This window comes from Hydrogenophaga sp. PBL-H3 (assembly GCF_010104355.1).
Lineage (GTDB): Bacteria > Pseudomonadota > Gammaproteobacteria > Burkholderiales > Burkholderiaceae_C > Hydrogenophaga.
This window is the reverse complement of record NZ_CP044972.1, coordinates 672,343-694,235: the sequence shown is the minus strand read 5'-3', so window position 1 is coordinate 694,235 and position 21,893 is coordinate 672,343. Positions and strand designations below refer to the sequence as shown.

Annotated in this window: 16 protein-coding genes and 1 pseudogene; 10 read left to right on the top strand and 7 right to left on the bottom strand. The window is 66.0% G+C overall.

Translation table 11 applies throughout. From position 1 onward, the window contains the following. Positions 1-4: 4 nt before the first annotated feature. Positions 5-685 (bottom strand): annotated as a pseudogene (locus F9Z44_RS22825) (MBL fold metallo-hydrolase); the annotation flags it as partial. A gap of 296 nt (positions 686-981) precedes the next feature. On the opposite strand from F9Z44_RS22825, the gene F9Z44_RS03315 reads away from it, so the two are divergent. The 6 genes from F9Z44_RS03315 (at position 982) to F9Z44_RS03290 (ending at position 10,030) form a co-directional block, all read left to right on the top strand. Beyond that, a complete protein-coding gene (locus F9Z44_RS03315; RefSeq protein WP_159603572.1) occupies positions 982-2,100 on the top strand; it encodes a TRAP transporter substrate-binding protein in 1,119 nt (372 codons plus the stop codon). 59 nt (positions 2,101-2,159) lie between these two features. Next, positions 2,160-2,780, top strand: coding sequence for a TRAP transporter small permease subunit (locus F9Z44_RS03310; protein WP_159603570.1), 621 nt, complete (start codon positions 2,160-2,162; stop codon positions 2,778-2,780). Next, on the top strand, positions 2,777-4,750 hold the full coding sequence (locus F9Z44_RS03305) for a TRAP transporter large permease (RefSeq protein WP_159603568.1): 1,974 nt from the start codon (positions 2,777-2,779) through the stop codon (positions 4,748-4,750). Before F9Z44_RS03310 ends, F9Z44_RS03305 begins: the two co-directional genes overlap by 4 nt. Positions 4,751-4,891: 141 nt before the next feature. Next, positions 4,892-5,782, top strand: a complete 891-nt coding sequence (locus F9Z44_RS03300; protein WP_159603566.1) for a PPK2 family polyphosphate kinase — start codon at positions 4,892-4,894, stop codon at positions 5,780-5,782. Positions 5,783-5,823: 41 nt separating this feature from the next. Then, complete coding sequence (gene icmF, locus F9Z44_RS03295) at positions 5,824-9,117, top strand: fused isobutyryl-CoA mutase/GTPase IcmF (protein WP_159603564.1); 3,294 nt, start codon at positions 5,824-5,826, stop codon at positions 9,115-9,117. Positions 9,118-9,124: 7 nt separating this feature from the next. Continuing rightward, a complete protein-coding gene (locus F9Z44_RS03290; RefSeq protein WP_159603562.1) occupies positions 9,125-10,030 on the top strand; it encodes a diacylglycerol/lipid kinase family protein in 906 nt (301 codons plus the stop codon). Here F9Z44_RS03290 and F9Z44_RS03285 read toward each other — a convergent pair. Continuing rightward, positions 10,027-11,109, bottom strand: coding sequence for a DUF6352 family protein (locus F9Z44_RS03285; protein WP_159603560.1), 1,083 nt, complete (start codon positions 11,107-11,109; stop codon positions 10,027-10,029). The two genes, F9Z44_RS03290 and F9Z44_RS03285, sit on opposite strands and share 4 nt — an antisense overlap. 105 nt (positions 11,110-11,214) lie before the next feature. Further along, positions 11,215-12,450 carry a hypothetical protein gene (locus tag F9Z44_RS03280; RefSeq protein WP_159603558.1) on the bottom strand — a complete coding sequence of 412 codons (1,236 nt, stop codon included), beginning with the start codon at positions 12,448-12,450 and terminating at the stop codon, positions 11,215-11,217. 113 nt (positions 12,451-12,563) lie between these two features. Here F9Z44_RS03280 and rocF point away from each other — a divergent pair, with 113 nt between their 5' ends. Further along, positions 12,564-13,493, top strand: a complete 930-nt coding sequence (rocF, locus tag F9Z44_RS03275) for an arginase (protein WP_159603556.1) — start codon at positions 12,564-12,566, stop codon at positions 13,491-13,493. Between the two features lie 108 nt (positions 13,494-13,601). On the opposite strand, the gene F9Z44_RS03270 is transcribed toward rocF, so the two are convergent. After that, positions 13,602-13,904 (bottom strand): antibiotic biosynthesis monooxygenase family protein, encoded by a 303-nt coding sequence (locus F9Z44_RS03270; RefSeq protein WP_159603554.1) that lies wholly within the window; start codon positions 13,902-13,904, stop codon positions 13,602-13,604. Beyond that, a complete protein-coding gene (locus F9Z44_RS03265; RefSeq protein WP_159603552.1) occupies positions 13,849-15,549 on the bottom strand; it encodes a GMC family oxidoreductase in 1,701 nt (566 codons plus the stop codon). The genes F9Z44_RS03270 and F9Z44_RS03265 overlap by 56 nt, the downstream gene beginning before the upstream one ends. Positions 15,550-15,726: 177 nt before the next feature. On the opposite strand from F9Z44_RS03265, the gene F9Z44_RS03260 reads away from it, so the two are divergent. After that, a complete protein-coding gene (locus F9Z44_RS03260) occupies positions 15,727-16,578 on the top strand; it encodes a 3-hydroxybutyryl-CoA dehydrogenase (RefSeq protein ID WP_159603550.1) in 852 nt (283 codons plus the stop codon). 3 nt (positions 16,579-16,581) lie between these two features. On the opposite strand, the gene F9Z44_RS03255 is transcribed toward F9Z44_RS03260, so the two are convergent. Then, positions 16,582-17,325: an SDR family NAD(P)-dependent oxidoreductase gene (locus tag F9Z44_RS03255; protein ID WP_159603548.1), complete on the bottom strand. Its 744-nt coding sequence runs from the start codon at positions 17,323-17,325 to the stop codon at positions 16,582-16,584. A gap of 170 nt (positions 17,326-17,495) precedes the next feature. Between F9Z44_RS03255 and gorA the strand changes: the two genes are divergently transcribed. Then, entirely contained in the window at positions 17,496-18,899 is a 1,404-nt protein-coding gene (gene gorA, locus F9Z44_RS03250) for a glutathione-disulfide reductase (RefSeq protein WP_159603546.1), read from the top strand. Positions 18,900-18,956: 57 nt separating this feature from the next. Here gorA and F9Z44_RS03245 read toward each other — a convergent pair whose 3' ends face one another. Next, positions 18,957-20,198 carry an MgtC/SapB family protein gene (locus F9Z44_RS03245; protein WP_159603544.1) on the bottom strand — a complete coding sequence of 414 codons (1,242 nt, stop codon included), beginning with the start codon at positions 20,196-20,198 and terminating at the stop codon, positions 18,957-18,959. 42 nt (positions 20,199-20,240) lie between these two features. Between F9Z44_RS03245 and F9Z44_RS03240 the strand changes: the two genes are divergently transcribed. Continuing rightward, positions 20,241-21,743: an AMP nucleosidase gene (locus tag F9Z44_RS03240; RefSeq protein ID WP_159603542.1), complete on the top strand. Its 1,503-nt coding sequence runs from the start codon at positions 20,241-20,243 to the stop codon at positions 21,741-21,743. Positions 21,744-21,893: the final 150 nt, after the last annotated feature.

Genomic DNA, 21,893 nt, shown 5'->3' with positions numbered 1-21,893 from the left:
CATGGCGTTGTCCCGACATGAGGTTGGCCGGCACGGCTTCGTCGATGCGCCGGGGCCTGGGCAGGTTCAGCGACTCCATCAAGGCAATGAATTCGGCCTCGCTCCTGCCCGCCACCCGTGCGTTGTGTTTCTTCTCGGCGCCAATGGTGGAGTGGTGGCGACCGTGGTAGTCGTGGCCCGGCCAGACGGTGGTGTCGTCCGGCAGATCGAACAGCACCCGAGTGATGCTGTGGTACAGGTCTTTCGCACTGCCCGACTGGAAATCGGTGCGGCCGCAGCCACCGATGAGCAGCGTGTCGCCGGTGAACACATGGTGCCTCCAGACCAGGCTCATGCTGCCGGCCGTGTGGCCGGGTGTGTGCAACGCGCGCAGCACCTCGCCACCAAAGCTGAGCGTGTCGCCGTGCGCCAGCTGCACGCCGGCGGTGCCGATGCCGCAGCCCAGTGGCGCCGCCGTTTTGGCGCCTGCCAGCTCGGCCAGCTTGCCGGCGCTCGTGATGTGGTCCGCGTGCGCGTGGGTTTCCACCGTCCAGACGAGTTTCAGACCGTACTCGCGCAGCACGGCGAGATCCCGCTCGATCTGCTCGTCCACCGGGTCGATGATGAGGGCGTCGCGGGTGATCTGGTCGAACAACACGTACGTGAAGGTGCTGGACGCGGGATCGAAAAGCTGTATCGGTTTCATGGTTCACAGCATGCCACCGGCGGAGCGTTCTTGCTGAATCCGCGTCTGTGCACGCTGAAAGAAAAATCAACCTTGCACCGGACTTACAGTCCATCGGCCGCTCTGCCCATTGCGTCGCAAAACGCTCATACAGTTAGCATGCAAACCCTTATTCGCGTAGATTTTTGTACGCAATTACTCCGACGCAAACGTCGCAAAGTAATGCGAACAAATGGTGGTCGGTGAAAACCCTGTCGAGGGGATTGGGGTCTGAGCCGCATGATGGGCAACCCTCAACCCAGACTGGAGACAAATACATGTCAGACAAGAAAACAGTGACGTCACGCCGCGGCATGCTCAAGGGCGCGGCCGTTGCGGCAGGCGCCATGTCGGTGCCGATGATCGCCACCGCACAGACCACGTCGCTGCGCTTCCAGAGCACCTGGCCCTCCAAGGACATCTTCCACGAGTACGCCCAGGACTTCGCCAAGAAGGTCAACGACATGGCCGGCGGCAAGCTCAAGATCGAAGTGCTGCCATCCGGCTCCGTGGTCCCGGCTTTCCAGCTGCTTGAAGCAGTGGCCAAGGGCACGCTGGACGGCGGCCATGGCGTGGTGGCGTACCACTACGGCAAGAACTCGGCGCTGGCCCTGTGGGGTTCCGGCCCTGCGTATGGCATGGACCCCAACATGGTTCTGGCCTGGCACAACTACGGCGGCGGCAAAGCCCTGCTGGAAGAGATTTACGCCAGCCTGAACCTGGACGTGGCCTCGTACCTCTACGGCCCCATGCCCACGCAACCGCTGGGCTGGTTCAAGAAGCCCGTGGCCAAAGTGGCCGACATGAAAGGCCTGAAGTTCCGCACCGTGGGTCTGGCCGTCGACGTGTTCACCGAAATGGGCACCGCCGTGAACCCCTTGCCCGGTGGCGAGATCGTGCCCGCACTGGACCGCGGCCTGATCGACGCAGCCGAGTTCAACAACGCCTCTTCCGACCGCCTGCTGGGCTTCCCCGACGTGGTGAAGAACTGCATGCTGCAAAGCTTCCACCAGTCGGGCGAACAGTTCGAGATTCTGTTCAACAAGACCAAGCTCAACGCCCTGCCAGCCGAGCTGAAGTCCATCGTCGACTACGCCGTGCAGGCGGCCAGTGCCGACATGAGCTGGAAAGCCATTCAGCGCAACTCGCAGGACTACATCGAGCTGAAGAAGCAAGGCGTGAAGTTCTACAAGACCCCCGACCCGATCCTGCGCGCTCAGCTCGAAGCCTGGGACAAGACCATCGCCAAGAAGTCCGCAGAAAACGCCATCTTCAAGAAGATCCTGGAATCCCAAAAGGCCTTCGCCCAGCGCGCCGGCCAGTGGCAAAACGACTACATGGTTGACTTCAAGATGGCGTACAACCACTACTTCGGCAAGGGTGCGCAGAAGTCCTGATCGGGCTTTGCTGAACTCGGGGCGCCTGCGGGCGCCCCTTTCTGTTTCTGGAAATTCACATGCAAAAACTATTACTGGCTGTAGACAGCCTGTCGACCTGGTTCGGCAAGGCATGCGCCTGGACCGTCATCGGGCTTACCCTGCTGATCACGTGGGAGGTGTTCTCCCGCTACGTGCTCAACACCCCTCACGCCTGGGTGCTCGACGCCCAGATCATGTTGTACGGCGTGCTGTTCATGAGCGCCGGCGCCTACACGCTGGCCAAGAGCGGTCACGTGCGCGGTGACGTGCTCTATGGATTTTTCAGCCCGCGCACGCAAGCCGGCTGGGATCTGGCCCTCTACATCCTGTTTTTCCTGCCCGGCATCGTGGCCCTGACCTACGCCGGCTGGTTCTTCGCCAACGAATCGCTCGCCATCCGCGAGCAGACCTTCAACGCCGACCCGCTGCCGGTCTACCCGTTCAAGTTCGTGGTGCCGATCGCCGGCGGCTTCCTGCTGCTGCAAGGCATCGTGGAAATCATCCGCTGCGTCATGTGCCTGCAGACCGGCGAATGGCCCAAGCGCGCACAAGATGTGGAAGAAGTGGACGTGGACAAACTCAAAGAAATGGTGAACGTGAAAGATGCTGACATTGAAGCGCTGGACAGCTTGGTGGTGAAGCAGGGAGGCCAGCCATGAAGATTCGCAAGGAACTCTGGTTCGGCTTCGCGCTGATGGCCCTCATCGGGTCCGCCGCACTCACCATGGTGCTCAGCGTTGACACGATGACCAACGGCCACTACGGCCTGTTGATGCTCTCGCTGGTGGTGGTTGCCATCATGCTGGGCTTTCCCACCGCCTTCACCCTGATGGGCATGGGCATGATGTTCGCGTTCTTCGCTTACCACTCCGGCACACAGACCGCGGGTGGCGCGATGCAGCAGACCCTGGACCTGATGGTGCAGCGTGCGTTCTCGGTGATGGGCAACGACGTGCTCATCTCGATCCCGCTGTTCGTGTTCATGGGTTACCTCGTGGAACGCGCCAACCTGATCGACAAGCTCTTCCGCAGCCTGCACCTGGCTCTGGCCCGTGTGCCGGGCTCGCTGGGCGTGGCCACGCTGGTGACCTGCGCGGTGTTTGCCACCGCCACCGGCATCGTGGGCGCGGTCGTCACGCTGATGGGTTTGCTGGCCTTGCCGCAGATGCTGCGCGCGGGCTACGACGTGCGTCTGTCGGCCGGTGTCATCACCGCCGGCGGCTGCCTGGGCATCCTGATCCCGCCTTCGGTGCTGCTGATCGTCTACGGCGCCACCGCTGGCGTGTCGGTGGTGCAGCTGTACGCGGGTGCGTTCTTCCCCGGCATCATGCTGGCCGGTCTGTACATCGTGTACGTGATCGTCATGGCCAAGATCAAGCCGGCCTGGGCCCCACCGCTCACCGCTGCGCAGCGTTTCGTGCCGTTGCCCGCTCCGCTCAAGGCCATCGGCGCCACCGGCGAAGGTTCGGCCGTGCCCAAGCTGATCAAGGCCCTGAACGGCAAACGCAACCAGGACGTGTCCACCAAGTACCTGCTGAGCCAGCTCGGCATCGCATTGCTGCCGGCGCTCCTGTTCGCTGCGGTGGCCTTTGCCAGCTACCAGAGTGCCACCACAGTGGTGCCGGTGGAAACCTACGAAGAACTGCAGCCCATGGGTGCCGGCTCCGACGTGGAGGAGAACACCAACGAAGGAGGCCTGTCCGAACCCAAATCGGAAGACGGTGGTCTGGCCGAACCGCCTTCCGGCGATGCGGTGGCCGAGCCGCCCGGCGCAGAGAAAGAAGCGCCCGCCGCCGGTGCGCAGGCCAACGCCGTGACCGAGCCCGCTGCCGCTGCCCCTGCGGCGCAGGCGGCAGAACCCGCAGCCACCACCAAGCCGGCCTCGATGAGCTTCTGGATCGGGCTGGCCGTGGGCCTGCTGGCGCTGGTGATCTTCTACGCCATCCTGAGCTTCACCCGGCTGGAAGTCTTCAAGATGCTGCTCTCCAGTTTCTTCCCGCTGCTGGTGCTGATCCTGGCGGTGCTGGGTTCGATCGTCTTCGGCCTGGCCACGCCCACGGAAGCGGCGGCGGTTGGCGCGTTCGGCGGCTTCCTGCTGGCGGCGGCTTACCGGCAGCTCACGTTCAGCGTGGTCAAGGAAAGCGTGTTCCTGACTGCCAAGACCAGCGCCATGGTGTGCTGGCTGTTCGTGGGCTCGGCCATCTTCTCGGCAGCCTTCGCGCTGCTGGGCGGCCAGGAGCTGGTCGAGACCTGGGTGCTGAGCATGAACCTGTCCAAGACCGAGTTCCTGATCCTGTCGCAGGTGCTGATCTTCATCCTGGGCTGGCCGCTGGAGTGGACCGAGATCATCGTGATCTTCATGCCCATCTTCATCCCGCTGCTGGACAACTTCGGGGTCGACCCGCTGTTCTTCGGCCTGCTGGTGGCGTTGAACCTGCAGACCGCCTTCCTGAGCCCACCGGTGGCCATGGCGGCGTTCTATCTGAAGGGTGTCTCACCCAAGCATGTGACGCTCAACCAGATCTTTGCCGGCATGCTGCCCTTCATGGGCATCCAGGTGCTGGCCATCGTGCTGCTGTACCAGTTCCCGGCCATCGGCCTGTGGCTGCCACAGGTGCTCTACCGCTGATCCAGCGGACGGAAACCACGAAGCATCGGGGGGCGCGCGAGCGCCCCTTTTTTCGTCCAAACGCGTTAACATTACGTTTACGTAAACGTCAATCAAACGGGCTTGCATCAGCGCGGCCACGCACCGAACGGAGACCTTTCCATGCCCAGCCCGAACGACGCCGTCCTGCCCTTCCCTGCCCGGGCCCTGATGGCGGGCAAAGGCAGCGCCTGGCAAGACTGGCAGGTGACCCCGGGCAACGGCGGCAAGAAGTCCAAGGGCGTCTCGCTCAAATCGTTCAAGTCCGACGCCAAGCCGTTCTCAGGGGGCAACAAGACAGCCGATCTGGGCGCCGTCGCCGCCATTGCCGACGAACTGGACACCCTGCAGAACCTCTTCTATGCCGATGGCCGCTACAAGCTGCTGGTGGTGCTGCAAGGCACCGACACATCGGGCAAGGACGGCACGGTGCGCGGCGTGTTCGCGCGCACCAGCCCGCTGGGTGTACACACCGTGGGCTGGAAGGCGCCCACCGAAGCCGAGCGCGATCACGACTACCTCTGGCGCATCCACCAGCAGATGCCCGGCGCCGGCGAGATGACGATCTTCAACCGCAGCCACTACGAAGACGTGCTGGTGCCGGTGGTCAATGGCTGGATCACGCCGCAGCAGGCGCTGCAGCGATACGAACACATCAAGGACTTCGAGCGCCTGCTGGCCGAGACCGGCACTGTGATCCTCAAGTTCATGCTGCACATCGGCAAGGACGAGCAGCGCAAACGCTTGCAGGAGCGGGTGGACGATCCCGAAAAACATTGGAAATTCAGCCTGGGCGACCTTGACGTGCGCAAGCAGTGGGACGACTACCAGAGCGCCTACGAGGCCTTTCTCAACGCCACCAGCACACCCTGGGCCCCCTGGACCGTGGTGCCCGCCGATTCCAAGACCCACCGCAACCTGATGATCGCCACCATCGTGCGCGACACCCTCAAGGCGCTGGACTTGCGCTTTCCCCCCGAAGACCCCAAGCTGTCCGGCCTGAAGATCGCCTGACGCCTGCCCCCTTTGTTCCGCGACCGACCGAGAGACACACCATGAGCAACCTTGCCGCCGAATACCAGGCCCTGGCCAACTACCGCCCCACGCACAAGGTGCGCTTCGTCACCGCCGCCAGCCTGTTCGACGGCCACGACGCGGCCATCAACATCATGCGGCGCATCCTGCAGGGCATGGGTGCCGAGGTGATCCACCTGGGCCACAACCGCTCGGTGGACGAGGTGGTCACGGCCGCGCTGCAGGAAGACGCGCAGGGCATCGCAATCAGCTCGTACCAGGGCGGCCACGTGGAGTACTTCAAGTACATGGTGGACCTGCTCAAGAGCCGCGGCGGTGAGCACATCCAGGTGTTCGGCGGTGGTGGTGGCGTGATCGTGCCCTCCGAAATCCGCGAGTTGCAGGACTACGGCGTGACGCGCATCTACAGCCCGGAGGACGGCCAGAAAATGGGCCTGGCCGGCATGATCGGCGAGATGGTGATGCGCTGCGACCGCGACCTCAGCCCCTACGCGCCGACGTCGCTGGCCGCCATCGTTGGCCAGGGCGAGATGAACTGGCGCGCACTGGCACAACTCATCACCGTGCTGGAAAACGGCAACGCCGACGCCGCCATCGTGTCTGCCTTGCGCGAGCAGGCAAAGTCGAAGCAGGTGCCCGTGCTCGGCATCACCGGCACCGGCGGCGCGGGCAAATCCTCGCTCACCGACGAACTCATCCGCCGCCTGCGCCTGGACCAAAACGACAGCCTGCGCGTGGCCGTCATCTCCATCGACCCGTCGCGCCGCAAGAGCGGCGGCGCCTTGTTGGGCGACCGCATCCGCATGAACGCCATCAACCCCTGGAGCCAGGGCCAGCGCGTCTACATGCGCAGCCTGGCCACGCGCGACTTCGGCAGCGAGATCAGCGCCGCCCTGCCCGACGTGATTGCGGCCTGCAAGTGCGCCGGCTTCGACCTCATCGTGGTCGAGACCTCGGGCATCGGCCAGGGCGACGCGGCCATCGTGCCGCACGTGGACCTGCCCATGTACGTGATGACGCCCGAGTTCGGCGCCGCCAGCCAGCTGGAGAAGATCGACATGCTCGACTTCGCCGCGTTCGTGGCCATCAACAAGTTCGACCGCAAGGGCTCGCTCGACGCCCTGCGCGATGTGTCCAAACAGGTGCAACGCAACCAGGAAGCCTGGAGCACGCCACCCGATCAGATGCCGGTGTACGGCACCATGGCCGCGCGCTTCAACGACGACGGCGTGACCGCGCTCTACCAGGGCCTCAAGGCACGTCTGATCGAGCTCGGCCTGCCACTGAAAGAAGGCCGCTTGCCGGTTGTGAAGGTCCGCCACAGCACCAACCAGACCCCCATCGTGCCGCCCGCTCGCACGCGTTACCTGGCCGAAATCAGTGACACGGTGCGCGGCTACAAGAAGAAGGCCATAGACCAGGCGCGTCTGGCGCGCGAGATCCAGCAGCTCACCGCCAGCGCGACCATGCTGCGCGTGGAAAAGCCCGAGCGCTCGCGCGCCGCCGAGGCCGTGATCGACCTGGCCCAGGTGCGCGAGCTCGACCAGGACCCAGCCGCCCGCAAGCTGCTCAACCAGTGGCCCGACATGCAGAAGGCTTACGCGGGCGACGAGTACGTGGTGAAGATCCGCGACAAGGAAATCCGCACCGCGCTCACCACCAAGAGCCTCTCGGGCACCACCATCCGCAAGGTCGCGCTGCCGAAGTACGAGGACCACGGTGAGATCCTGAAGTGGCTCATGCTCGACAACGTGCCCGGCAGCTTCCCTTACACCGCCGGCACCTTCGCGTTCAAGCGCGAAGGCGAGGACCCCACCCGCATGTTCGCCGGCGAGGGCGATGCCTTCCGAACCAACACGCGATTCAAGCTGCTCTCGGCCGGCACGCCCGCCAAGCGCCTGTCCACCGCGTTCGATTCGGTCACGCTGTACGGCAACGACCCCGATCCGCGACCGGATATCTACGGCAAGGTCGGCAACTCGGGTGTCTCCATCGCCACGCTGGACGACATGAAGGTGCTCTACGGCGGCTTTGATCTGTGCCACCCGGCCACGTCCGTGTCCATGACCATCAACGGCCCGGCGCCCAGCATCCTGGCCATGTTCATGAACACCGCCATCGACCAGAACCTGGAGAAGTTCGAGCTTGAGAACGGCCGTGCGCCCACCGACACCGAGGCGGCCAAGATCCGCGAATGGGTGCTCGCCAACGTGCGCGGCACGGTGCAGGCCGACATCCTGAAAGAAGACCAGGGCCAGAACACCTGCATCTTCTCGACAGAGTTTTCATTGAAGGTGATGGGCGACATCGCCGAGTACTTCGTGCACCACGACGTGCGCAACTTCTACTCGGTGTCGATCTCGGGCTACCACATCGCCGAGGCCGGCGCCAACCCGATCAGCCAGCTCGCGTTCACGCTGTCCAACGGTTTCACGTTCGTGGAGGCGTATCTGGCGCGAGGCATGCACATCGACGACTTCGCGCCCAACCTCTCGTTCTTCTTCAGCAACGGCATGGACCCGGAGTACACCGTGCTCGGTCGCGTGGCGCGGCGCATCTGGGCCGTGGCCCTGCGCGACCGCTATGGCGCCAACGAGCGCAGCCAGAAGCTGAAATACCACGTGCAGACCAGCGGGCGCTCGCTGCACGCGCAAGAGATCCAGTTCAACGACATCCGCACCACGCTGCAGGCGCTGATCGCGATCTACGACAACTGCAACAGCCTGCACACCAACGCGTTCGACGAAGCCATCACCACGCCGACCGAAGACTCGGTGCGCCGCGCCATGGCGATCCAGCTCATCATCAACCGCGAGTGGGGCCTGGCGAAGAACGAGAACCCCAACCAGGGCGCCTTCATCATCGACGAGCTCACCGAGCTGGTGGAAGAAGCCGTGTTGCAGGAATTCGAAAAAATCGCCGAGCGCGGCGGTGTGCTGGGCGCGATGGAAACCGGCTACCAGCGCGGCAAGATCCAGGACGAGTCCATGCACTACGAGATGCTCAAGCACACGGGCGAGTACCCGATCGTGGGCGTGAACACCTTCCGCAACCCACACGGCGACGCGACACCCGATACGCTGGAACTCGCGCGCTCGACCGACGAAGAGAAGCAGAGTCAGCTCAAGCGCCTGGCCGATTTCCACGCGCTGCACGCGGCCGAGTCGCCGGCAATGCTGCAGCGGCTGCGCCAGGCCGTGATCGAGAACGGCAATGTGTTCGAGGTGCTGATGCAGGCGGTGCGCGTGTGCTCGCTGGGCCAGATCACATCGGCCCTGTTCGAGGTGGGCGGCCAGTACCGCCGCAACATGTGAGCACCGTTTGAGAGCAAGTCCGCGGCGCTGTGTGCTGCTCAACCCGCACGCCCAGGGCGGGCGGGCCGCTGCCTTGCTGCCCACGCTGCAGGCCGCCTTGCCGCCCGACGCGATGCTGCACGCGCCGCGTGACGTGGTGGAAGCGCTGAGCCTGCTGGAGAGCCTGCCCCGCGGCAGCCGGGTGGTGGCGGTGGGCGGCGACGGCACGCTCAACCGCTGGTTGCCAGCCGTGCTGAACAACGAACTCGAACTCGGCGTGGTGCCCATGGGCAGTGGCAACGACGTGGCGCGCGCGCTTGGCCTGCACGGGCGCGCGCCCCTGGCCGCCCTGGTGCACGCGCTCAATGCCGACACGCGCCCGATGGATGTGGGCCGCGCCGAGTGGCGTGATCCGCAGGGCCGCGAACACCGCGCCGTGTTCCTCTCCAGCTTCACCGCCGGCTTCGACTCGGCCGTGGTGCTGCGCACGCTCACAGGCCCGCGCTGGCTGGGCGGCCTGCCGCGCTACCTGTGGGCCACGCTCGGCGAACTGGCCCACCTGCAGACCTGGACGCTGGATGTCACGGCCAACGGCAAGCACCTGCACAGCGGCCCGGCCCTGTTTGCCTCCAGCCTGAACACGCCCACCTTCGGCAGCGGCATGCCGGCCACGCCGGCCGCCCGCATCAACGACGGTCTGCTCAATCTGCTGCTGGCTGGGCCGTTCGGTCGTCTGGGTGCATTGGCGATGCTGCCGCGCCTGCTCACCGGCACGCACCTGGGCCACAGCCGCATCAGCACACGGGCGTTTGAAACGCTCACGGTGGTCAGCGACACCGACCTGCCGCTGGCGGCCGATGGTGAATTTCTGGGCTATGCCCGGCACCTGAAACTCAGCGTCTTGCCGGGTGCCCTGGCGGTGGTGGGGATCTAGGCCGGCGCTGCCAGCGGCAGGTTGAGCAGCAGGTTCTGTGGCTTGATCTTCAGCAAACCATCGGCGTTCATGGCCAGTCCCAGGTAGACCGGCTTGCCGCGCACATCGGCGCGCATGTCCTGCGGATCATCGAAGCTCAGGCGAAACAGGCTGATCAGGCGCTGCTGCCGCTCAGGCGCTACCTCGCGGCCGAGGTACAGGTCGTTGAGCAAGGCGGTGGATTCGGCATCCAGCCCCAGGTGCCAGCGCCACGCCGTGTCCTCCACCCGCGATTCGGGCTGCACCTGCACCGCCACGCCGTGGAAATGCCGCACCCACTTCTGCAGCACCACCGCCAGTGCCTTCAAGCCCGACTGCGACCGGTTCATGGTGAGCGTGAGGCCGTGCGAGAGCTCGCGCTGGATCTCGTGCGTGAGGTCGAGCACGAAATTGAAACGCCCATTGCCCGCGCGGCTCTGCAGGTAGCGCGCGGCGTTGTCGTCGCCCAGCACCTCGATCTGCACCTCGGGAATGGCCGCGCCGCTCTGCATGAGCAGACGACCCACCGCGCCGAGCCCGCCGGTCTCGACGAGCATGTCCAGCACCTCGCTGTCGCCGCTGAGCACACGCCCGTCCTGCACCCGCACGCGCTGGCGGCGAAACAGCATCTCGGCCGCGCGCCATTGCCAGGCATCGTCAACGCCATCGAGCAGGTTGCACACCATGGCCTGCACCACCAGATCGAGGAACAGCGGCGGGATCTGGATCGCGCCGGCCTTGAAAAATCCGGCGTAAGCCGCCTCCAGCGAACCGGCTGCGATCACCGCATCGCGAAAACCCAGGAACAGGCGGTGGTTGGCGCGGGCGTCGGCATCCTCGAACGCATCGAGCTCGTGTTGCGCGACCGCGCGCGTGGGCGCATCCACCAGCGACGCGTGCAGCGCTTGCTCGGCAGCGCACGACTCCGCCACCAGCGCCAGCTCCGGCCGCTGCAACCACAGGCGCCAGTAGGCGTCGGTGGGCACCAGCCAGCCGCGCGGGTCGCGCGCCAGGTGGTCAAAGCCGCAGGGAGTCCAGAGGGGGGAGGCGTGGGAAAGCATGACATCCACCCGCAGCGCATGGGCGGGTCTCGCAGGGACACAGAGGGCCTGCATTGTCGTTCACCCCACGCCAGCGCGCCCGCGCCAAGGGAATGTCCGCCAGCCTCAAGGTGCCGACTGCAAGGCCCCCGCCTTGCGAGCGCCGCTGATGGCGCGCAGCTGAAACGGCCGGGGGGCATCGCGCACGTACGTGGCGTCCAGCACACCACCCAGGTCCAGCGAAACCTGCAAGGCCGCGTCAGGCCAGAAATTGGGGCTTGTGATGTTGGCGGCACCAGGCATCTGGCTGGCGAGCGCATTCACGTTACTGGTCTGCACGGCGTTGCCGCTGGCATACGTTCCCACCATCAGGGCCTGGTTGCCGGTGCCGGCGAAGAGATTGGCCTTGAGCACCACCGACTGGGTGCCGGTGCGAACCTGCAGGAAGGCGCCACCGGAACGGGTGATGGCCATCGTGTTGTGCGTGAGCTCCAGCGTGTTGGTGGCATGGACCAATCCCTCGGAACCGTAGCTGATGGCGCTGGGGTTCTGCGCATTGGGGCCCTTGTGGAACAGGTTGCCGCGCAGCACCACCCGGCCACCTTCGGCAAAGTCCGCCAGGTAGCTGGAGCTGCCGGTGGGGCCGTCCATGAGGTAGCTGTTTTCAATGATCGACTCGCGAGCGCGGGTCTTGAGGTTGTGCCCCACCGTGGCTTCGTGGAAATGGCTGCCCGTGACGGTGAGCCGGTCGATCCGGCCCACGTAGAGGTTGTGCCCCAGCCCCCCGGCCACCACGCTGCGCGCGAATTCGCAGCCTTCGATGACCAGGCTGGTCCCGGCGACGTTGTGGGTCAGGATGCCGTTCTCGTTGTCGAAGAATCCGCTGTTGCGCACGCGCAGCCAGCCACCGTGCTCGGCGCGAATGCCGGCACCGTTGCGGTCGTTCACGCGGGCGTTGCGGAACTCGATGCTGTCGACCGTGACGTTGGAGCCCGACACCACCCAGATGCCCTTGCCGTCCGCGCTGTTGCCATCGGCAAACAGGCGGGCACGGCCGCCAACGCCGCAAATGGTGAGGTTGTTGCGGCGCCAGGTGGTCACATCGCCACGGTAGTCGGCGGCCGCGATGCGGATCACGTCACCGTCCTGGGCCACCGCCGCGGCCGCGCTCGGCACGGCGTAGGTCTGGCCGGCACCCACGTTGAGCACCCGACCTGCGGCGGTGTCGCAAGCGGTGCTGCCGGCGGGCACCGACGCCTGGGCCGGCGCCAGGGTGGCGGCCTGCGCACCGCAGCCCCCGCCGCAGGCGCTGAGCCCGAAGGCGAGGGTGAACAGACCGATGCAGGGACGGGGCATTCTCATGAAGGGAGATATTCCGGGTGGCTAGGTGCAAGGGAGAGCAGTCTGCGAGACGCAAGGCCTGGATTCGCCACCGCCAGTGTCCCGACGGCAGCCATCTCAAGGACAATGGTGCCATGCAAAAAGACATCAGCCTCATCGGCGTTCCCACCGACATCGGCGCCGGTGCGCGCGGCGCCTCCATGGGGCCCGAGGCCCTGCGCGTGGCCAACCTGGCCACGGTGCTGGAGAGTCACGGCCTGAACGTGATCGACCGTGGCAACCTGAGTGGTCCGCCCAACCCCTGGCAGCCGCCCACCAACGGCTACCGCCACCTGCCCGAGGTGGCCGCCTGGAACGAAACCCTGCACCACGCGGTGCATGCCGAACTGACCCTGGGCCGCATGCCCATCGTGCTCGGCGGCGACCACTGCCTGGGCCTGGGCTCCATCAGCGCGGTGGCACGCCATTGCCGCGACACAGGCAAACAGCTGCGCGTGCTCTGGCTCGACGCACACGCCGACTACAACACCGCCGCGCTCACCCCCAGCGGCAACATCCACGGCATGCCGGTGGCGCTGCTGTGCGGTCATGGGCCCGCGCTGCTCACCGGCATCGGCGGCACCACGCCGGCCATCAGCGCCAGCGTGGTCCGTCAAATCGGCATCCGCAGCGTGGACGCGGGCGAAAAGCGACTGGTGCACGAGGCCGGGCTGGAGGTGTTCGACATGCGCTACATCGACGAGATGGGCATGCGCCACACCATGGAGCAGGCGCTCCTGGGCATGGACGACAACACCCACCTGCACGTGAGCTTTGATGTGGACTTTCTCGACCCCGACATCGCCCCCGGCGTGGGCACCACCGTGCCCGGTGGCCCCACCTACCGCGAGGCGCAGCTGTGCATGGAGATGATTGCGGACACCGGGCGCCTGGCGTCGATGGACGTGATGGAACTCAACCCGGCGCTGGACGTGCGCAACCGCACGGCGGAACTGGCGGTGGATCTGATCGAGAGCCTGTTCGGCAAATCGACGCTGATGAGGAAAACGACCGCACAGTCTTGACGACCGTTGTACTGCCGTAACACCCGTTCGCCCTGAGCCTGTCGAAGGGCTCACCCATGTGCTGGCGGGCCCTTCGACAGGCTCAGGGCGAACGGTGGTTGGTGGGACTCAGCCGGATTTCCCCACGAGTTCGAGATGCTCTACGACGGGTGGTTGGGCGAAGAACGGGCCGACGATGGCGCGCCACTGGGCAAATGCGTCGGAACCCCGAAAGCCCACGGTGTGGTCTTCCAGCGTGTCCCAATAAATCATCAGCAGGTAGCGCCCAGGGGTCTCGATGCTGCGGTTGACCTTGTAACCCTTGAAGCCCTTTGCGTGCGCGATGACGGTGGTCACCCCACGCAGGATGGCTTCTTCAAATGCCGAGCTCTTGAGGGGGTCGATGCGGATATCCGCGTGTTCGAGAATCATGGCGTTGTTCCTGGGGTGGTGAGGTTGCAAGGCGGTCTTCGCGAATCATATCGACGGCCTTCTCCGCCATCATGATCACCGGCGCGTTGGTGTTGCCACCCACCACCGTGGGCATCACCGACGCATCGACCACCCGCAAGCCCGCCACGCCGTGCACCCGCAGGCGCGCGTCCACCACATCCATCGGGCCCGGCCCCATGCGGCAGGTGCCCACGGGGTGGTAGATGGTGTCGGCGTGGTTGCGCACGAACTGCTCGATCTGCGCTTCGCTCCGAGCCTGCACCGACGTGGCCGACTCGGTGCCGCCATGGCGCGTGAGCGCCGGCTGTTGCAGCAGGCGGCGCATGACCTGGAAGCCGCGCACCAGACGCGCGGTGTCGTCGGGGTCCTGCAGAAACGCGGGGTCGATCAGCGGCGCGGCCTGCGGGTCGGCACTGGCCAGGCGCAGGCTGCCCCGGCTCCTGGGGCGCAGCAGGCACACGTGGCACGAGTAGCCATACCCCAGCACCGACTTGCGCCCGTGGTCCACCAGCTTGCCCACGACAAAGTGCAGCTGCAGATCGGGAATGGCCTCGTCGGGCGAGCTCTTGATGAAGCCTCCGGCTTCGGCAAAGTTGGTGGTGAGCATGCCGCTGCGCTGGCGCCGCCACTCGACGATGCCTCGCACGGCTTTCCAAAGGCCGCCCGGCGTGAGCCCGAGCAGGTCTTTCACTTTGGGCGCGTTGACCACGATCACCACATCCACGTGGTCGTGCAGGTTCGCGCCCACACCGGGCAGGTCCAGCACCGGGGTGATGCCGTGCTCACGCAGATGCTCCGCCGGGCCCACGCCCGAGACCATGAGCAGCTGCGGTGAACCAAATGCGCCAGCGCTCAGCACCACCTCGCCACCGTCTTTGAGGCGCAGGATCTGCATGGGCCCACGCCCGCCGTTGCCACGGTATTCCACACCCACCGCGCGAGGCACCGGGCCGTCGGTGTCCATCACCACGCGGGTGGTCAGGGCGTTGGTGATCACCTGCAGGTTGGGCCGCTGCAGGTGCGGCGTGAGGTAGGCCTTGGCGGCGCTGAAGCGCTCGCCGTTCTTGTGCGTGACCTGGTAGGCGCCCACGCCCTCCTGCTCGGGTCCGTTGAAATCGGTGTTGTGCCGGTGGCCCGCCCGCTGGCCGGCCTCGATGAACGAGGCCAGGAAGGGGTTGGGGCTGCGCAGATCCATCACGTTGAGCGGGCCGCCCTGGCCGTGCAGCGCGTCGGCGCCGCGCTCGTTGTGTTCGGCGCGTTTGAAGTACGGCAGCACATCGGCATACGACCAGCCCGGATTGCCCTGGGCGGCCCAGCCGTCGTAGTCGCTGGCGTGGCCGCGCGCATAGACCATGGCGTTGATCGAGCTGGAGCCACCCAGCACCTTGCCGCGCGGCTGGTAACCGCGCCGGCCGTTCAGGCCGGGTTGCGGCACGGTGTTGTAGCCCCAGCCGTTGAGCTCGAACTTCGCGATCACCGCCAGACCTGCCGGGCAGTGGATCAGCACGCTGCTGTCAGAAGGGCCGGCCTCAATGAGGGCAACGCGGGTGGCGGGGTCTTCGCTCAGGCGGCCCGCGAGCACGCTGCCCGCCGATCCGCCTCCAACGATGATGTAGTCGAACATGGATGTCTCCCTCGTGTGTGGCGCCCGTCAGACCGTGCGCGACAATCAGGCGGCAAGTTAGCACAGGGGTCCATGTGCGGGTAGGCAGTGGCGCCTAAGAAACCTGCGCCATCGACACCCTGGCGACGCCGGGAAAACCCCCACATCCTCACCTTCATCCGCAGGAGCAGCACCTTCATGAACAGCATTCAAACCGTCGGCATCATCGGCTCGGGCACCATGGGCAACGGCATCGCGCAGGCCTGCGCCACCAGCGGCATCCGCGTGGTGATGGTCGACATCGCGCAGGCCGCGGTCGACAAGGGCCTGGCCACCGTGGCCGGCAGCCTGGACCGGCTGATCAAGAAAGAAAAGATCACCGCCGCCGACAAGGACAAGGCGCTCGCGCTCATCACCGGCTCCACGAACTACGACGACCTCAAGGGCGCGCAGCTGGTCATCGAGGCGGCCACCGAGAGCGAGGGCTTGAAGGTCAAGATCCTGCAGCAGCTCGACGGCTTGCTGGCCGCCGATGTGATCGTGGCGACCAACACCAGCTCGATCAGCATCACCAAGCTGGCCGCGGCCACACAGCGCCCCGACCGCTTCATCGGCATGCACTTCTTCAACCCCGTGCCCATGATGGCGCTGGTGGAAATCATCCGTGGCCTGCAGACCAGCGACGCCACGCACGACGCGGTGAAAGCCCTGGCGCTGGCGCTGGGCAAGACGCCGATCACGGTGAAGAACGCACCCGGCTTCGTGGTCAACCGCATCCTCGTGCCCATGATCAACGAGGCCTTCTTCGTGCTGGCCGAAGGCCTGGCCACACCCGAAGACATCGACGCCGGCATGAAGCTCGGCACCAACCAGCCCATCGGCCCACTCGCGCTGGCCGACATGATCGGCCTGGACGTGTGCCTGGCGGTGATGAACGTCTACGTGGCCGAGTACAACGACAGCAAGTACCGCCCGGCGCCGTTGCTCAAGGAAATGGTGGCCGCCGGCTGGCTTGGCCGAAAAACAGGCCGAGGCGTCTACACCTATTGATCGTCACCAGGGGACTGGAAGTCCCTTGTGATCAAAGAACTGCCCGCTGCTGCCCGCCGGCAGTGCGTCGAGGACGGCCAGCAGATCGCTGGCGGCTTCGGCTGCTGAACGCACCTGCAAGCCGCTCTTGGCAAACGGCTGCGACAGCCCCGTGTCCACCGTGCCCGGGTGCAGCGCCACACACAGCGCTGCCTTGTTGCGCCGCGCGAGTTCAATGGCGGCCGTGTGCACCAGCTGGTTGAGCGCGGCCTTGGACGCGCGGTAGGCATACCAACCGCCAAGTGCGTTGTCACCAATGCTGCCCACGCGCGCCGAGAGGAACGCCGCCACGCAGCGCCCCTGCCTGGGCAACAGCGGCAAAAAATGCCGCATCACCAGCGCCGGGCCGATCGCGTTGATCAAGAAGTTGTGCTGCAAACCATCGGCATCCAGGTGTTGCCACGAGCGCTCGGGCTCGGCGTGTTGACCACTCACGGTGTCGCCGTGCAGGAAGCCGGTGGCCACAATCAGGCGCTGCAGCGGCAGGCCGGTCTGGGCCAGGTGATCGGCCACGTGCTGGGCACAGGCGGCCACGGTGGACTCGGTGGCGTAGTCGAGGGCCGGTTGCGTGCGCCGGCCCAGGGCCAGCACCTCGAAGCCCTGCGCCTGCAGTCCCACCACCAGCGCCGCACCAATGCCACCGGTGCCGCCGAGCACCACCGCCATGCCGGGTTGAATGGCGTCGGTGGGGTCTGGGGTTGGGGTCATGGCGGGATTATCGGCAGGGCCCTGGCGGTCCGCAGCCGCGCCGGACCATGGCCCCGTTGCGCGGCCGGCCAAGGGATTCGATCCGGCATGGATCAACGTGCAGGCTTACCATCCGTATCCGCTGCGCCAGACACGATGTCGTGCGCGCGGCTTTTTTCTCAGGGGGTGCCATGAGCAGTTTTGACTTTGACCTTTTCGTGATCGGTGGCGGCAGCGGCGGCGTGCGCGCCGCGCGCATGGCCGCGCAGCGCGGCGCGCGCGTGGCGCTGGCCGAGGTGCTGGGCACCGACGGCCTGGGTGGCACCTGCGTGAACGTGGGCTGCATCCCGAAGAAGCTCTACAGCTACGCGGCGCATTTCGCCGAGTCTTTTGAAGAGTCCCACGGCTTCGGCTGGGAAGGTGTCAAACCCATCCTGAACTGGAGCACCCTGAAAACCAACCGAGCGAAAGAGATCTCGCGCCTCAACGGTGTTTACAGCAACCTGCTGCGCGGCTCGGGCGTCACCGTGTTCGACGCCTTCGCACACCTCACCGGACCGCATGGCATTGCCCTGGCCACGCTGAACACCGACGGCTCGCCCGGCCACCAGGCCTTCACCGCGAAGCACATCTTGATCGCCACCGGCGGCACGCCCCACGTGCCGCATTTTGTGGGGCGCGAACACGCCATCACCTCCAACGAGATCTTCGATCTGGAGCCGTTCCCGCAGCGGCTGCTGGTGGTGGGCGGTGGCTACATCGCCAGCGAGTTCGCCTCCATCTTCAACGGCCTGGGGGCCAAGGTCACGCAGCTCTACCGCGGCGAGCAGATCCTGCGCGGCTTCGACGATGAGGTCCGCCATTTCGCGGCCGGCGAGATGCGCAAGGCCGGTGTGGACCTGCGCCTGAACGCCGACGTGGTCGACATCCGCCAGACCGCCGAAGGCCTGCGCGTGGAGTGCGAAGGCGGGGGTGTGGTGGTGGCCGACGCGGTGCTCTACGCCACTGGCCGAGTTCCCAACGTGAAAGACCTCGGATTGGACGTCGTGGGCGTGGTGCAGGGACCGCAGGGCGAGGTGGTGGTGGACGAGCACTACCGCACCAACGTGCCTTCGGTGTTCGCCGTGGGCGACGTGACCAACCGCGTGCAACTCACACCAGTGGCCCTGGGCGAGGCCATGGTGGTGGTGGACCAGCTCTTCGGCCCCGCCGCTGGCAAGCCGCCGCGCAGCATGACCTACGAGTTCATTCCCACCGCAGTGTTCACGCACCCGAGCATCGGGACCGTGGGTTACAGCGAACAGGCCGCGCGCGAGAAATTTGGCGCCGTGACCATCTTCCGCAGCGAGTTCAAGGCGCTCAAACACACGCTCTCGGGCAGCACCGAACGCACGCTGATGAAGCTGGTGGTGGACACGGCGAGCGACCGTGTGGTGGGCCTGCACATGGTGGGCGCCGAGGCCGGCGAGATCGTGCAGGGCTTTGCGGTGGCCATGAAGGCGGGTGCGACCAAGGCGGTGTTCGACAGCACCATCGGCATCCACCCCACAGCAGCTGAAGAATTCGTGACGATGCGAGACGCCGTCAAGAGTTGAGCCAGACTCCGTTCGCCCTGAGCCTGTTGAAGGGCTCTCGGGGTGCCCCCGGGAACTTCACAGCACGAACAGCAACCCCATCACCAGCATCGTGTGCGCCCACAAACCGGGCAGGAACCACAGCGCATAAGTCCGCCCGCCCACCAGCGCAGCAGTCGCGCTCTTGCTGGCGGCGTGCACCGCCAGCGCCCCCATCACGGCCCGATGGCCGATGGGCGCGGGCGGCCCCGAGGTGAACACCGCCGCCAGTGCCGAGTGCAGGTCGGCCAGCGCGCCGAGCAGCGTGCCGACGATCAGCCCGGCCTCGCCCAGCCACAGCGTGAGCGCGTGCACCAGCACCTGGATGCCTGCCAGCAAGGCCGCCACCGCAGCGGCGCCTCGCAGGCTGAACATGCGCTCATCCTGATCCTCGGCCAGGGGCGCAGCCTCAGTGGGTGCACCGCGCACCAGCCACAGGCCCCAGACCAGCGCCAGCACCGCGCCACCCAGCGCGGGCCACACCAGGTGCGCCAGCCACGCCGGCTGCACGGCCGCGGCCACCAACAGCAACTGCAGCAGCGTCGACACACAGCTGACCAGCGCGCCGCCGGCCATGAGGCGCGCACCGTTGCGGCCTTCACGCACAGCCAGTCCCAGCGTGGCGATGGTGGCCGTGCTCGAAACAAAGCCCGAGGCCAGGGCAGCAAGTGCCACCGCGTGCCGCGCCTGCAGCAGCCGGCGCGCCAGATGGGCGGCGGCCTGTACACCCAGCAACAAGGCCAGCAGCTGCACGATCACGTGCGGGTTGAGCGTGTTGCCCCACAGGGGCCGGTCAGGCACCAGCGGCAAGGCCAGCAGCACCAGCGCCGCGAGCACGATGCCGTCGCGCACCTCGGCCGGGCGCAGCCAATGGCGTGCAAACGCATGCAGGCGCTCGCGCCCGGCGAGCATGGCCGTGAGCCCCACCGCCAGGCCGGCGGCCAGCGGCAGGCTCCAGCTGCACAACACACCGATCAGGTAAGTGAGCAGCAAAGCCACCTCGGTGGTCACACCGGGGTCGTCGGAGCGGTCGCGAAAGTAGGCCACCACGGCCAGCGCCGCGATGAACGACGCGCCCGCCACGATCAGGCCGTTGATCTGCGTGATGGCGGCTGCTGCGCCGGTGACGCTCGTGAGCGCAAAGGTGCGCAGTCCCGCCAGGGCGCGGCCCGGCCCCTCGCCCTTGCGGCGCTCGCGCTCGATGCCGATCAACAGACCACAGCCCAGCGCCGCGGCCAGCGTGGCGGCAGCGTGGGACAGATCGGGAATGGCGAGGCTCATCGTGTCATGCGGGTTCTTTGGTGCAGAGCCACAATAAGCCCCATGCACAAGACACCCGACTTTACCGCTCCGATATTCCTGAACGACCCGGCTGCCGCCCTGCGCCAGGTGCAGCGCATCTACCACGACAACGTGGAATTTTTGCGCCAGGCCATGCGCGATTTCGTGGGCGGCGGCGACTTCACCCACACCCGCGTGCGCGCCTGTTACCCCTATGTGAGACTGCACACCCACAGCGTCTCGCGCCAAGGCAGTGGCAACCTGCCCATCAGCCGCCTGAGCTACGGCTTCGTGGCGGGCCCCGGCCGCTTCGAGACCACACTCACCCGCCCCGACCTCTACGGTGACTACTACCTGGAGCAGTTCCGCCTGCTGCTGGCCAACCACGGCGGTGAGCTGGAGGTGGGCACCAGCACCCAGCCCATTCCCATCCACTTCTCATTCGCCGAACACGACCACGTGGAAGGCAGCCTCACCGCAGAACGCCGCGCCTTCATGCGCGACGTGTTCGACCTGCCCGACCTCACCGCCATGGACGACGGCATTGCCAACGGCACGCACGAGCCCCGGCCCGGCGAGGCGCACCCGCTCTCGCTGTTCACCGCACCGCGCGTGGACTATTCGCTGCAACGCCTGCGCCACTACACCGGCACCGCGCCCGAGTGGTTCCAGAACTTCGTGCTGTTCACCAACTACCAGTTCTACATCGACGAGTTCATCAAGCTCGGCCACGCCGAGATGGCAAACCCGAACAGCGAGTACATCGCCTTCGTGGAGCCGGGCAACGTGGTGATGCGCCGCACCGGTCTGGCCGCGCAGGCCGGTGACGAACTCGGCCACGCGCCGCCGCGCCTGCCGCAGATGCCGGGCTACCACCTCATGCGCGCCGACCGCAGCGGCATCACCATGGTCAACATCGGCGTGGGCCCGGCCAACGCCAAAACGATCACCGACCACATCGCCGTGCTGCGCCCGCACGCGTGGCTCATGCTCGGCCACTGCGCCGGCCTGCGCACCAGCCAGCAGCTGGGCGACTACGTGCTGGCCCACGCCTATGTGCGCGAAGACCATGTGCTCGACGAAGAGCTGCCGCTGTGGGTGCCGATCCCCGCGCTGGCCGAGATCCAGCTCGCGCTGGAGGTGGCCGTGGCCGACGTGACTGGCGTGGCACCCAACGAACTCAAGCGCATCATGCGCACCGGCACCGTGGCCAGCACCGACAACCGCAACTGGGAGCTGCTGCCCGACAACAAGCCGCAGCGCCGGTTTTCACAATCGCGCGCCGTGGCGCTCGACATGGAAAGCGCCACCATCGCCGCCAACGGTTTCCGCTTCCGCGTGCCCTACGGCACCCTGCTGTGCGTGAGCGACAAACCCCTGCACGGCGAGATCAAACTGCCCGGCATGGCCAACCACTTCTACCGCGAGCGCGTGGACCAACACCTGCGCATCGGCATCCGCGCCATCGACATCCTGCGCGAAGGCGGACCGGACCAGTTGCACAGCCGGAAGTTGCGGAGTTTTGCCGAGGTGGCGTTTCAGTGAGTCTGGGTAGAACCTCGAAAAGTGCTCCTGTCAGAGCAAATTCAGCGCCAGACAGGTATTTTTCTGGAGTTTTTGACCTCAAAAGAACATATCTCAGAAATTTGATCCGTTGAGAACAATTTTCTCAAATTTTTGAAAATTTCTGCCTAA